Below are 13,056 nucleotides of genomic sequence, written 5' to 3'. Positions count from 1 at the left end.
GCGGCGGGCGCCAACTCCAAAGTGTCGGTGGCGCAGGGTATCTCGGTGCGGGTGCCGTCGGCGTGCACCGCGATGTGCGGGACCTGCTTGGCGTCGACGTAGCCGGGTGTGAACACGCCGTAGACCTGACCGTCGCCCGGCGGGGCGGTGACGTGGAAGCCCGGGTAACTGGCCAGCGCCAATTCCACTGCCGCCGAGGAGAACTGGCGCCCGACGTTGGCGGGGTCGGGGTCGCGGACGACGCAGTGCAACAGGGCGCTGGCGGCTTCTTCGGTGTCGGCGTCGGTGTGGTCGGTGCGGGCCAGGGACCACTCGAGCTCCGCGGGCTTCACCGTCAAAGCGGCCTCGAGCTGCCGGCGCAGCAGGTCGGCCTTGGCCTGGATGTCCAGGCCGGTCAGCACGAACGCCATGGCGTTGCGGAACCCGCCGATGCTGTTCAGCGACACCTTCAGCGTGGGCGGCGGCGGTTCGCCGCGCACCCCGCTGATGCGAACCCGGTCGGGGCCGTCCGCGGACAGCTCGATGGTGTCCATCCGGGCGGTGACGTCGGGGTTGGCGTAGCGGGCGCCGGTGATCTCGTAGAGCAACTGCGCGGTGACGGTGTCGACGCTGACCAGCCCGCCGGTGCCGGGATGCTTGGTGATGACCGACGAGCCGTCGGCGTGGACCTCGGCTAGCGGGAAACCGGCATGCGTCAGGTCGGGGATTTCCGTAAAGAACGAGTAGTTGCCGCCGGTGGCCTGCACGCCGCATTCGATGACGTGCCCGGCGACCACGGCACCCGCGAGTCGGTCGTAGTCGGTGGGGGCCCAGCCGAAGTGGGCCGCCGCGGCCCCGACGATCACCGAGGCGTCGGTGACCCGGCCGGTGACGACGACGTCGGCGCCGTCGTTGAGGCAATCGACGATGCCCCACGCGCCCAGGTAGGCGTTGGCGGTCAGCGGCGCGCCCAGCCCCAGCTCCGACGCGCGCGGCTGCAGGTCGTCGCCCTCGACGTGGGCGATGCGGGCCGGGACGCCCAGGCGCTCGGCCAGCGTGCGTATCGCGTCGGCCAGCCCGGCCGGGTTGAGGCCGCCGGCGTTGGCGACGATGCGCACCCCGCGGTCGCGCGCCTCACCCAGGCAGTCCTCGAGCTGGGTCAGGAAGGTCTTGGCGTAACCGCGCTCGGGGTGCTTCATCCGGTCGCGGCCCAGGATCAGCATGGTCAGTTCGGCCAGATAGTCGCCGGTCAGGTAGTCCACGTCCCCGCCGGTGAGCATCTCGCGCATCGCCGACAGCCGGTCGCCGTAGAACCCCGAACAGTTCGCGATCCGGACGGCGCCGGAGCCGCCGAAAGCAGAGGTCATGCGCGTCCTCCATTCGTGGGCATACCGGTGACCGCGAACCAACCAACCAACCGGTAGGTTAGCGGGTACCGCCGGTGTCACGTCAAGGATCCCCCTTTGGCCCCGGGCGCCGTTTTGGCGACCAGCAGGCCACCGACTATTCTGATAGGCACTCGTCGCACGTTCGGCCGACCGGCCACGCCGCGCGACATACCCGATCAAGCCCCGAACGAGGAGTTAGGCCCGACCATGGCCGTACCCAAGCGCAGGATGTCGCGCGCGAATACCCGAAGCCGGCGCTCGCAGTGGAAGGCCACGAAGACCGAGCTCGTCGGCGTGACCGTCGCCGGGCAGAAGCACAAGGTGCCCCGCAGGCTGCTCAAGGCGGCCCGGCTCGGTCTCATCGATCTGGACCGGCGTTAATCTCGGCAAATACCCGGCGCGCCTCTCAGGCCGCTCTCAGGCGCTAGGACGAAACTGGTGGCCGTGCGGATACTTGTCGTCGACGACGATCGCGCGGTGCGCGAGTCGCTGCGCAGGTCACTTTCCTTCAACGGCTACTCGGTCGAGCTCGCCCATGACGGGGTCGAGGCCCTCGACAAGATCGCCAGCGACCGGCCCGACGCGCTCGTCCTGGATGTGATGATGCCGCGCCTGGACGGCCTCGAGGTGTGCCGTCAGCTCCGCAGCACCGGCGACGACCTGCCGATCCTGGTGCTCACCGCCCGCGATTCGGTTTCCGAGCGGGTCGCGGGCCTGGACGCCGGCGCCGATGACTACCTGCCGAAGCCGTTCGCCCTGGAAGAGCTGCTGGCCCGCGTGCGGGCGCTGCTGCGGCGCACCAAGCCGGACGACGCCGCCGACTCGGTGGCCATGACATTCTCCGACCTCAGCCTGGACCCGGTGACCCGCGAGGTCACCCGCGGGCAACGCCGAATCAGCCTGACCCGCACCGAATTCTCGTTGCTGGAAATGCTGATCGCCAATCCGCGCCGGGTGCTCACCCGCAGCCGCATCCTCGAGGAGGTATGGGGATTCGACTTTCCCACCTCGGGCAATGCGTTGGAGGTCTACGTCGGCTACCTGCGCCGCAAGACCGAAGCCGATGGTGAGCTGCGACTGATCCACACGGTCCGCGGGGTGGGCTACGTCCTTCGGGAGACGCCGCCATGATGAGTCACTTGGCACGATGATCCGGTTCCGTCGGCGCCGGCGCGCACCGCTGCGGCCCACCAGCTCGTTGTCGCTGCGGTGGCGGGTGATGCTGCTGGCGATGTCGATGGTGGCGATGGTCGTCGTGCTGATGTCATTCGCCGTGTACGCGGTGATTTCGGCCGCGCTCTACAACGACATCGACAACCAATTGCAGAGCCGGGCGCAGCTGCTGATCGCCAGCGGTTCGCTGGCCGCCGATCCGGGGAAGGCCATCGAGGGCACCGCGTATTCGGACGTCAACGCCATGCTGGTGAACCCGGGCCACTCCATCTACACCGCCAATCAGCCCGGCCAGATCCTGCCCGTCGGAACCGCCGAAAAGGCCGTGATCAGCGGCGATTTGTTCATGTCCCGTCGCACCGCGTCGGACCAGCGAATCCTCGCCATTCACCTGCCCAACGGCAGTTCGCTGCTGATCTCCAAGAGCCTGAAGCCCACCGAGGCGGTCATGACCAGGCTGCGCTGGGTGCTGCTCATGGTCGGTGGCATCGGTGTCGCGGTCGCCGCGGTGGCCGGGGGAATGGTCACCCGGGCGGGGTTGCGCCCGGTGGCCCGCCTTACCCAGGCCACCGAGCGGGTGGCGCGCACCGACGACCTGCGGCCCATCCCGGTGTTCGGCAGCGACGAATTGGCCCGGCTCACTGAGGCTTTCAACTTGATGCTGCGGGCGCTGGCCGAATCGCGGGAGCGGCAGGCGCGGCTGGTCACCGACGCCGGACACGAATTGCGCACCCCGCTGACCTCGCTGCGCACCAACGTCGAACTGCTGATGGCCTCGATGGAACCGGGGGCGCCGCGGCTGCCCGAGCAGGAGATGGTCGACCTGCGCGCGGACGTGCTCGCGCAGATCGAGGAACTGTCTACTCTGGTAGGCGATTTGGTGGACCTCACTCGCGACGACGCCAGTCAGGTCGTGCACGAGGCGGTCGACATGTCCGAGGTGATCGATCGCAGCCTCGAGCGGGTCAGGCGGCGGCGCAACGACATTCACTTCGATGTTGAGGCGATTGCCTGGCAGGTCTACGGCGACGCCGCCGGGCTCTCGCGGGCGGTGCTGAACCTCATGGACAACGCGGCCAAGTGGAGCCTGTCCGGCGGGCATGTCGGTATCAGGATGAGGCAAGTCGACTCGACTCACGCCGAACTGGTGGTCTCCGACGAGGGCCCGGGCATCCCGGTGCACGAGCGCCGGCTGGTGTTCGAGCGCTTCTACCGGTCGACGACGGCGCGGGCGATGCCAGGCTCGGGGCTCGGTCTGGCGATCGTCAAAAAGGTGGTGCAAAACCACGGTGGGTTGCTTCGCATCGAGGACACCGTGCCGGGAGGCCAGCCTCCGGGCACGTCCATCTACGTGCTGCTTCCCGGCCGACCCGTACCGGTTTCGGGATACCCGGCGGCGGGGGCCGACACCAAGATTTTTAAGGCAGAAGCCGAGACGGATCCGGTCGTGCCCGTGGCGGGCAGCGCGGCGAACTCTCGGGATTCGGCGAACGTTATCTCAGTGGACTCTCAGTCCGCGCGGGCAAGGTAGGTCTGCAGTTAGGGTTGGAATCGAGCCACGTCGAGCCGACGAGCCCGAACGCCGATATAGCCGATATAGCCGATATAGAGGAAGAGCGACGTAGCGACATGACGAATGACCCGAGGTATTCGCCGCCGCCGCAGCAGCCGGGATACCGTACCGGGCCTAATCAGCCTGTGCCCCCCGCGTATGCCCAGGGGCATCAGCAGCCGTACAACCAGCCGGTCGACTGGCGCTATCACCCGTCCCAGCCGTCCCAGCCGACCAGCCCCTACCGCCGGCCCTACGAGCCGTTCAGCGGCACCGGGCGGGGCCGGAACCCCGGCGGCACGGGGCCGGGTCCGGTACCGGGGGGCACCGGGGCGATTCCCATGCCCGGAGGAATTGCTACGGGCCCGATACACATGCTGCCGCCCATGCCTGCCGGGCCGGTTCCCCAGAAACGTTCCCGCGCAGGCCTGTTGACCGCCGGCGCGCTGGCGATCGCGGTGGTGTCGGCCGGTATCGGCGGCGCGGCGGCAACGGCCGTCGAGCTGGGCACGCACTCCGTGGGCGGCAACGGCCGCGGGATAATCCCGGGGGCGGCTCCCAGCGTCCCGGCCGCGAACATGCCGCCGGGCAGCGTCGAACAGGTCGCCACCAAGGTGGTGCCCAGCGTCGTCATGTTGGAGACGGACCTGGGTCGCCAGTCCGAAGAGGGCTCCGGCATCGTCCTGTCGGCCGACGGGCTGATCCTGACCAACAACCACGTGGTCGCGGCCGCGGTCAAGCCGGGCGGCGGCCCTGGCGGTCCGGGGGGGCCGCCGGGTGGGCCGCCGGGTGGTCCGCCGGGTGCTCCGCCGGGCGCTCCGCCGGGCGCTCCGCCACCGAAAACGACGGTGACATTCTCCGACGGCCGCACCGCAACGTTCACGGTGGTCGGGGCCGACCCCACCAGCGATATCGCCGTGATCCGGGTGCAGGGCGTTTCGAACCTCACGCCCATCACCGTGGGCTCCTCGTCGGATTTGCGGGTCGGCCAGCCGGTGGTGGCGATCGGGTCGCCCCTGGGGCTTTCGGGCACGGTGACCACGGGAATCATCAGCGCGATGAACCGGCCGGTGTCCACGACCGGCGAGTCGGGCAACCAGAACACCGTGCTGGACGCGATTCAGACCGATGCCGCGATCAACCCGGGTAACTCCGGCGGCGCGCTGGTCAACATGAGCGGCCAGCTGGTCGGCGTCAACTCGGCGATCGCCACCCTGGGCGCCGATTCGCCCGATTCCCAGAGCGGCTCGATCGGCCTCGGCTTCGCGATTCCGGTCGACCAAGCCAAACGCATCGCCGACGAGTTGATCGCGACCGGCAAGGCGACGCACGCGTCGCTCGGCGTGCAGGTCACCAGCGACAAGGGCACCCCCGGCGCCAAGGTCGTCGATGTCGTGCCGAACGGCGCGGCCGCGACGGCCGGGGTGCCCAAGGGCGTGGTCGTCACCAAGGTCGACGACCGCCCGATCAACAGCGCCGACGCGTTGGTCGCCGCAGTGCGCTCCAAAGCGCCCGGCGACAAGGTATCGCTGACGTTTCAGGATCCCGGCGGAGGGACCCGCACCCTGCAGGTCACCCTCGGCAAGGCGGACCAGTGATGAGAATCGATGAGCCCTCGGCGGCGGGACTGTCGGACATCGGATATACGGTGGCACCCATGGAAACGGGTGCGGAGTTGGTAGTCGGCCGGGCCCTGGTCGTGGTGGTCGACGACCGCACCGCGCACGGGGACGAGGACCACAGCGGGCCGCTGGTCACCGAGCTGCTGACCGAAGCGGGGTTCGTCGTCGACGGCGTGGTGGCCGTCGCGGCCGACGAGGTCGAGATCCGAAACGCGCTGAACACCGCGGTCATCGGTGGGGTGGACCTGGTGGTCTCGGTCGGCGGGACCGGCGTCACCCCCCGCGACGTCACGCCGGAGGCCACCCGCGAGATCCTGGACCGGGAAATCCTGGGCATCGCCGAGGCCATCCGCACCTCGGGGCTGTCCGCGGGAATCATCGACGCCGGGTTGTCCCGGGGTCTGGCCGGGGTGTCGGGAAGCACGCTGGTGGTCAACCTCGCCGGCTCCCGTTACGCGGTGCGTGACGGAATGGCGACGCTGAATCCGCTCGCCGCCCAGATCATCGGCCAGCTGTCGAGCTTGGAGATTTAGGCGCGAGTCACTGCGATTCGGCCTCCGCGCGGGGTCCGTGGGCCGGCGGCGGCGTCGTGGCTGCCGATCCACCGTGCTTGCCTGACGAGTCCCCATTGGTGGTCTGCGATAGCAGGTCGCGGATTTCGGTGAGCAGCACGATCTGCGCGTCGTCCGCCTGCTCGACCTCACCGCGCTTGCGCAGCGTGTTGTAGGGAAGCACGACGAAGAAGTACACGACGCACGCGATCAGGACGAAGTTGATCGCGGCGGACAGCAGGATGTTCAGGTCGATGGTCTGGCCGCCGCCGATGCCGATCTTCAGGGCGCCGACATCGGAGTGCTGATTGACGCCGACCCGGTTGATCAGCGGCGTGATGATGCTGTCGGTGAACTTGGTGACCAATGCAGTGAAGGCAGTACCGATGACCACCGCGACGGCCAGGTCGACGATATTGCCCCGCGAGAGAAACTCCTTGAACCCTTTGAGCATGGGGAGGCCCTTTCTGGACTGGACAGAGTTTGCTACCGATCACGTGCCCAACGGCGGCCGGATACTCAATGCAGGGTGAGCGTTACCGTCTGACCCAGCGCCGAGCCCGCCACCGTGTTCGCCACGCGAGCCGGCAGCGCAACTAACACTACGCGGTCAGCATCGGCGGCCTGGACCTTCTGCTTGGCCGACACGAGGACCACGACGGCGTCCGTGGCCACCACCCTGCTGGTCGGCTGGCCCGTCACCGGCGAGTCGGTGGCCGGGGCGGCCAGCACGTCCACGATGTCGCCGACCCGAACCAGGTCGAGCAGGGCGCCGTCCGCCAGGTGCAGCGGCACTATGCGGGCGCCGGGCCCGGCCGTCGACTCGGCCAGCCGGCTGCCGAGCAGCCGGACGTCGGTGAGCACCTCGCCGCGCCGGGTGGGGCTGGCCAGCGTCGAACCGACCACCGCGGCGAGGTCTGCCTGCGATCCGTCGGGAACCGCTGTGGCCGAACGCTTTTCGAGCCGCACATCATCGGTGGTCAATGCCGCGCCCGGGCGCAGGTCGCGCACCGCCACCAGCACCTCGGCGTAATCGCCGTCGGGATCCGACCGCAGCGTCGCGATGCCGGCCAGCACGACGAGCCCGCCCGCGGCCACCCGCCGGGCCAGCACGGTGCGCGTCCAGTCCGGGCGCAACGACGCGGATAGGCGTCTGAACAGGCTTGGGTTCAGCGATGATTCGCCCACGCCGCAACCGTAAGCGCGGCCGGACGCCGGCGGTGCCGGTCAGGGATGGCTCTGTGGATAACCGCTTAGCTCGAGGCGGCCGCGGTGGCCGGCGTGGCGTTGCTGGTCGACTTCTCGCTCGACCCGCTCTTGTCGCCGGAGCCGCTCTTCTCGCCCGACGCGCTCTTGTCGCTCGATCCCGAACTCGACGCCGCGTCGCTGGAGCCGTTGGACGGGCTCTTTGACTTCTTGCTTTCCTCGCGGCTGTCGGTGCGGTAAAAGCCGCTGCCCTTGAACACGACGCCGACCGAATTGAACAACTTGCGCAGCCGGCCGGAGCACTTCTCGCACGTGGTCAGCGCGTCGTCGGTGAAGGCCTGCACGACGTCGAAGCGGTCGTCGCACTCGGTGCACGCGTAGCTGTAAGTCGGCAAGAAAACCTCCGAAAAATGACGGACTTGAATTAGCACTCTATCGTGTCAAGTGCTAGAACCGCCACGTGATCGCGATCATTCCCGGCCGGAGAGCGTGATCAGGCCCCGCCCGGGCGTGAGCGCGTGTGTCATCGGCACGTCGTGCGGCTCGGCGGGCAGCTCGTCGACAAATTCGGCGTCGCGCACCACCGCGATCAGGCGCGCTCGCGGGTTTCGGCCGCCCAGCGAGCGGTCGTAAAACCCGCGGCCCCGGCCCAGCCGTACGCCCCGACGGTCGACCGCCAGTGCAGGCACGATCACCAGCGTGGCCTCGGCCAGGGCCGACTCCCGCAGCACCGGCTCGGGCGGCTCTAGCAGCCCCCACGGCCCGGGGATAAGCGCGCCCGGCCGGTATTCCCCCCACCGCAGCGGCAACGGCGCGTCTTTTTTTCCTGGGCCGCCGGTGCGCGCGACCGGCAGCAGCACCCGCCCGGACCGGCGCAGCAACATCTCGAGCATCTCGACCGACCCCGGCTCGGTGCCCACCGGCACGTACGCGCAGACCGTGGCCGCGCCGGTGACCACCGGCTCCAGCTGGTCGCAAAGGCTGCGCGCCTCGGCGGCGCGAACGTCGTCGGCAACGCAACGCCGGGCCGCCAGCAGCTGCTCGCGCAACGCGGCCTTGCTTGCGATTGCCATGCCGTCAACCATGACAGGCCCGGGTTTCGCGCCGCCACACCGCGTTGGCATGCCTCACGAGGGTTATGGTTTGAACAATGTCACGCTCGGATGTTCCGATCCCATTCACGGCGATCGTCCCTGCGGCCGGCCTGGGTACGCGTTTTTTGCCTGCCACAAAGACGGTGCCCAAGGAGTTGCTGCCGGTCGTCGACACTCCGGGCATCGAGCTGGTCGCGGAGGAGGCGGCGGCGGCCGGGGCGGAACGCCTGGTGATCATCACCTCCGAGGGCAAGGACAGCGTCGTCGCGCACTTCGTCGAAGATCTGGTCCTGGAGGGCACCCTCGAGGCCCGCGGCAAGAAAGCCATGCTCGACAAGGTGCGTCGGGCGCCGCAGCTGATCAAGGTGGAGTCCGTGGTGCAGGCCGAGCCCCTCGGGCTGGGGCACGCGATCAGCTGCGTGGAGCCGGCGCTGGCGGCGGACGAGGATGCCGTCATGGTGCTGCTGCCCGACGACCTGGTGCTGCCGACGGGCGTCCTGGAGACGATGGCGAAGGTGCGGGCCGACCACGGCGGCACGGTGTTATGCGCGATCGAGGTGGCTCCCGAAGAGATCAGCGCCTACGGGGTTTTCGACGTCGAGCCCGTCCCGGACGAGGACAATCGCGACGTGCTGCGGGTCAAGGGCATGGTCGAGAAGCCCAGCGCCGAGGATGCCCCGTCGATGTACGCCGCGGCGGGCCGCTATGTCCTCGACCGCGCCATCTTCGACGCCTTGCGCCGCATCGACCGGGGTGCCGGTGGCGAGATGCAGCTCACCGACGGGATCGCGCTCCTGATCAATGAGGGCCATCCCGTGCATGTCGTCGTGCATCACGGATCCCGACACGACTTGGGAAATCCCGGCGGCTACCTGAAGGCTGCGGTTGACTTTGCATTGGATCGTGACGACTATGGCCCGGATTTGCGGCGATGGTTGGTGGCGCGGTTGGACCTGACCGAGCAGTAGCCGGGCGATAGCGCCGGTCCCGCCGAACGAGGCGGCCCGAGGTCGTCTGAGACGGCGCCCGCCAAGGGCTCGAGGTCAGAGAGGCGCGCTTGTGCGTTCTGTGGAGGAGCAGCAGGCCCGGATAACGGCCGCCGCGGTGGCCCCGCGGCCGATACGGGTGGCCATCGCCGAGGCACAGGGATTGCTGTGCGCCGAGGAAGTGGTGACCGAGCGGCCCATGCCCGGATTCGATCAGGCGGCGATCGACGGCTACGCGGTGCGCAGCGTCGACGTGCTCGGCCTCGGTGAGGTGGGCGCCGAAAGTCTCGGTGAGCCCTCCGACGAACCCACCGAAGTCCTGCGTGACGGGCTGGTCCTGCCGGTGATGGGAACCATCGAGGCCGGCTCGCGCACACCCAGCCGGCTGCAGCCGCGACAGGCGGTCCGGGTGCAGACCGGGGCCCCGCTGCCTACCCTGGCCGACGCCGTCCTGCCGGTGCGATGGACGGACGGCGGGACGTCGCGCGTGCGGATTCTGCGGGGGGCCCCGTCGGGCGCCTACGTGCGCCGGGCGGGCGACGACGTCCAGCCCGGCGACGTTGCCGTGCGCGCCGGCACCGTCGTCGGCTCCGCGCAGGTCGGTCTGCTGGCGGCGGTCGGCCGCGAACGGGTGCTGGTGCATCCGCGCCCGCGCTTGTCGGTCATCGCCGTGGGCGGCGAGCTGGTCGACATCTCGCGCACCCCGGGCAACGGGCAGGTCTACGACGTCAACTCCTATGCATTGGCGGCGGCGGGCCGGGACGCCGGCGCGGAGGTCAACCGCGTCGGCATCGTCAGCAATCACCCCGAAGAGCTGCGCGAGGTCGTCGAGGGCCAGATCAATCGCGCCGAGGTCGTGGTGATCGCCGGCGCGGTCGGGGGCGCGGCCGCCGAGTCGGTGCGCTTGGTGCTGTCCGAGCTCGGCGAGATGGAGGTGGTCCGGGTCGCCATGCATCCGGGTTCCGTCCAGGGCTTCGGGCAGCTGGGCCGCGAGGGCGTTCCGACATTCCTGCTGCCGGCCAACCCGGTCAGCGCGCTGGTGGTCTTCGAGGTGATGGTCCGGCCGCTGATCCGGCTGTCGCTGGGCAAGCGCCAGCCGATGCGGCGCGTCGTGCAGGCCCGCGCCCTCTCGCCGATCACGTCGGTCGCCGGGCGCAAGGGGTATCTGCGCGGCCAGTTGATGCGCGACCAGGACAGCGGTGAGTATTTGGTGCAGGCACTCGGCGGGGCCCCGGGGTCGTCCTCGCACTTGTTGGCCACCCTCGCCGAAGCAAACTGCTTGGTCGTGGTTCCCAGCGGCGCCGAGCAGATCCGCACCGGTGAGATCGTCGACGTCGCGTTCCTGGCCCAGCGCGGCTAGCCGGAACGGGTGCAAACGCTCGTGAACCTGTTGCGTACCAATGCTCGTCATCCGGGTTGGCCATCGGATGTGGGGCCGCTGCGGGTCCAGGGCGGAGTCGTCCGGCTGCGGGCGGTGCGGATGCGCGATGGCGCCCAATGGAGCCGGATCCGGTTGGCCGATCGGGCGCATCTGGAGCCTTGGGAGCCCACCACGGATGGCGATTGGACGATCCGGCACACGATCGCCGCGTGGCCGGCGCTGTGTTCCGGCCTCCGCTCGGAGGCCCGCAAGGGGCGCATGCTGCCCTACGTCATCGAGCTCGACGGGCGTTTCTGCGGTCAGCTGACCATCGGCAACGTCACCCATGGGGCGTTGCGATCGGCGTGGATCGGCTACTGGGTGCCGAGGTCGGCCACCGGCGGCGGGGTGGCCACGGCGGCGTTGGCGCTGGGTCTCGATCACTGCTTCGGCCCCGTCATGCTGCACCGGGTGGAGGCCACCGTGCGACCGGAGAACGCCGCGAGCCGGGCGGTACTGACCAAGGTCGGGTTCCGGGAAGAGGGGCTGTTGCGCCGCTATCTCGAGGTGGACCGGGCGTGGCGCGACCACCTGTTGATGGCCATCACGGTCGAAGAGGTGCAGGGATCGGTGGCAGCAACCCTGGTCCGCTCCGGCAACGCAAGCTGGCCGTGACCGTTCCCGGCCGATACAACGCCCACGTGAACTGTGGCCAGCGCGACACGAGTGACCTTTGGTGCTTGTGAGAGGCAAATTACAGGTGTGTAATTGTGCTGGTCACCTTTTGATCCGGCCGCAGCGGCCACAGACGAGCCTCGCGGGGGTCAGGTCCAGTTAGGAGCAAGTCATCATGCCAAGCATCCCGCAGTCGCTGTTGTGGATCTCGCTCGTGGTGCTGTGGCTGTTTGTCCTGGTTCCGATGCTGATCAGCAAACGCGACGCCGTGCGTCGCACCAGCGACGTGGCCCTGGCGACCCGGGTGCTCAACGGCGCAAGCTCCCGGCTGCTGAAGCGTGGTGGGCCCGCCGCGGGTCATCGCAGCGACCCCGATTGGAAGCCGGAGGAAGACACGGCCGAAGACGAGCTCGCCGAGGCCAAGCACGACGAACCCTTGGAGCATGAAGAGGAAGACGACACCGATGATCGGGAGGTGGCTCGTCCGGTCGTCGTGAAGGCCGCGGCCACCGAGCAGACCGAGCCCGACTACCTGGACGTCGACGTCGTCGAAGATTCCGGGGCGCTTCCGGCGGCGGCGGCCGTCGCCGATGAGGACGAAGACGCCGACGAGACCGAGCCCCAGACCGTCGCCGAACACGCCGGGACCGACGACGAAGACGACGACCGGTACGAATATGTCGAGGACTCTTCGGGTTTGGAGCCCGAAGCGGACCGCGAGGACGACGAGGATCCGCCGGCGCTCGTCGCACCGGGTGCGTCGCGGCGGCGCCGGTTCGACCCGAAGACCGCGGCCGCCGTCAGCGCCCGCAAATTCGCCTTCCGCAAGCGCGTGCTGATGGTGATGGCGGTCGTCCTGGTCGGGACCGCCACGGCCGCGTTCGAGGTGTCGCCGTCGGCATGGTGGGTGTGCGGCAGCGCGACCGCCGTGACGGTGCTGTACCTGGCGTATCTGCGCAGGCAGACCCGCATCGAGGAAAAGGTGCGTCGCCGCCGGATGCACCGGATGGCACGCGCGCGGCTCGGCGTGGAGAACGCCTACGACCGCGAATACGAAGTGGTGCCGTCACGGCTGCGGCGCCCCGGCGCGGTGGTGCTCGAGATCGACGACGAGGACCCGATCTTCGAGCATCTCGATTACGCGATGCCGATGCGGACGTTCGGTTGGCCCCGGGACCTGCCGCGCGCCGTCGGCGAGTAGCGCCGGCGGTTCGGCGGTTCGCACCGCGGCTGGTAGCCTGCTAGCGATCAGGGGCTATGGCGCAGTTGGTAGCGCGACTCGTTCGCATCGAGTAGGTCCGGGGTTCGAATCCCCGTAGCTCCACCCCATTTGAGCATGTCAGGACGTCTGTAGCGCGCTAATCTATCACTACGCCTTTCGGTCCGTCCGCAGTCCGTCCGCAGCACATTTGACCGCGTCCAAGCGGTCCGCAACGCCGGCCAAGTCTTCGTCAAACAGGTCGGCGTACA

Annotated in this window: 14 protein-coding genes and 1 tRNA gene; 10 read left to right on the top strand and 5 right to left on the bottom strand. The window is 69.1% G+C overall.

The window, feature by feature from the left end; genetic code table 11:
- Positions 1-1,346 (bottom strand): acyclic terpene utilization AtuA family protein (locus JWP83_RS08860; protein WP_297728803.1); only part of this gene is annotated, 1,346 nt, incomplete at its 3' end.
- Between the two features lie 228 nt (positions 1,347-1,574).
- Between JWP83_RS08860 and rpmF the strand changes: the two genes are divergently transcribed.
- From rpmF to JWP83_RS08835, 5 genes are all read left to right on the top strand, one after another.
- Positions 1,575-1,748 carry a 50S ribosomal protein L32 gene (gene rpmF / locus JWP83_RS08855; protein WP_297728800.1) on the top strand — a complete coding sequence of 58 codons (174 nt, stop codon included), beginning with the start codon at positions 1,575-1,577 and terminating at the stop codon, positions 1,746-1,748.
- A 63-nt stretch (positions 1,749-1,811) separates the two neighbouring features.
- Positions 1,812-2,498, top strand: a complete 687-nt coding sequence (gene mprA / locus JWP83_RS08850) for a two-component system response regulator MprA (RefSeq protein ID WP_297728809.1) — start codon at positions 1,812-1,814, stop codon at positions 2,496-2,498.
- 16 nt (positions 2,499-2,514) lie between these two features.
- Positions 2,515-4,071 (top strand): HAMP domain-containing sensor histidine kinase, encoded by a 1,557-nt coding sequence (locus JWP83_RS08845; RefSeq protein ID WP_297728797.1) that lies wholly within the window; start codon positions 2,515-2,517, stop codon positions 4,069-4,071.
- A gap of 98 nt (positions 4,072-4,169) precedes the next feature.
- Positions 4,170-5,690, top strand: coding sequence for a trypsin-like peptidase domain-containing protein (locus JWP83_RS08840; RefSeq protein WP_297728793.1), 1,521 nt, complete (start codon positions 4,170-4,172; stop codon positions 5,688-5,690).
- Positions 5,690-6,247, top strand: a complete 558-nt coding sequence (locus JWP83_RS08835; RefSeq protein ID WP_297728791.1) for a MogA/MoaB family molybdenum cofactor biosynthesis protein — start codon at positions 5,690-5,692, stop codon at positions 6,245-6,247. The genes JWP83_RS08840 and JWP83_RS08835 overlap by 1 nt, the downstream gene beginning before the upstream one ends.
- 7 nt (positions 6,248-6,254) lie before the next feature.
- Here the strand turns inward: JWP83_RS08835 and mscL are convergent, their stop codons facing one another.
- From mscL to JWP83_RS08815, 4 genes are all read right to left on the bottom strand, one after another.
- Positions 6,255-6,719 carry a large-conductance mechanosensitive channel protein MscL gene (gene mscL / locus JWP83_RS08830; RefSeq protein WP_297728788.1) on the bottom strand — a complete coding sequence of 155 codons (465 nt, stop codon included), beginning with the start codon at positions 6,717-6,719 and terminating at the stop codon, positions 6,255-6,257.
- 65 nt (positions 6,720-6,784) lie between these two features.
- Positions 6,785-7,453, bottom strand: a complete 669-nt coding sequence (locus JWP83_RS08825; protein WP_297728785.1) for an SAF domain-containing protein — start codon at positions 7,451-7,453, stop codon at positions 6,785-6,787.
- Positions 7,454-7,518: 65 nt separating this feature from the next.
- Complete coding sequence (locus JWP83_RS08820; protein WP_297728782.1) at positions 7,519-7,866, bottom strand: FmdB family zinc ribbon protein; 348 nt, start codon at positions 7,864-7,866, stop codon at positions 7,519-7,521.
- A gap of 75 nt (positions 7,867-7,941) precedes the next feature.
- Positions 7,942-8,544 (bottom strand): 5-formyltetrahydrofolate cyclo-ligase, encoded by a 603-nt coding sequence (locus JWP83_RS08815; protein WP_297728779.1) that lies wholly within the window; start codon positions 8,542-8,544, stop codon positions 7,942-7,944.
- 77 nt (positions 8,545-8,621) lie between these two features.
- Between JWP83_RS08815 and JWP83_RS08810 the strand changes: the two genes are divergently transcribed.
- The 5 genes from JWP83_RS08810 (at position 8,622) to JWP83_RS08790 (ending at position 12,910) form a co-directional block, all read left to right on the top strand.
- Positions 8,622-9,533, top strand: coding sequence for a UTP--glucose-1-phosphate uridylyltransferase (locus JWP83_RS08810; protein ID WP_297728776.1), 912 nt, complete (start codon positions 8,622-8,624; stop codon positions 9,531-9,533).
- A 91-nt stretch (positions 9,534-9,624) separates the two neighbouring features.
- Entirely contained in the window at positions 9,625-10,911 is a 1,287-nt protein-coding gene (glp, locus tag JWP83_RS08805; RefSeq protein WP_297728773.1) for a gephyrin-like molybdotransferase Glp, read from the top strand.
- Between the two features lie 21 nt (positions 10,912-10,932).
- The gene (locus JWP83_RS08800) at positions 10,933-11,586 is read left to right on the top strand and encodes a GNAT family protein (RefSeq protein WP_297728806.1); all 654 of its coding nucleotides are present in this window, start codon (positions 10,933-10,935) and stop codon (positions 11,584-11,586) included.
- 175 nt (positions 11,587-11,761) lie between these two features.
- Complete coding sequence (glpR, locus tag JWP83_RS08795) at positions 11,762-12,787, top strand: gephyrin-like molybdotransferase receptor GlpR (protein WP_297728770.1); 1,026 nt, start codon at positions 11,762-11,764, stop codon at positions 12,785-12,787.
- Positions 12,788-12,837: 50 nt separating this feature from the next.
- Positions 12,838-12,910 (top strand) — tRNA-Ala (locus JWP83_RS08790).
- Positions 12,911-13,056 lie beyond the last annotated feature (146 nt).

It is taken from the genome of Mycobacterium sp. (assembly GCF_025965855.1).
Taxonomy (GTDB): Bacteria; Actinomycetota; Actinomycetes; order Mycobacteriales; family Mycobacteriaceae; genus Mycobacterium.
The sequence above is the reverse complement of the archived record's forward strand: the minus strand, read 5'-3'. Positions and strand labels throughout refer to the sequence as shown.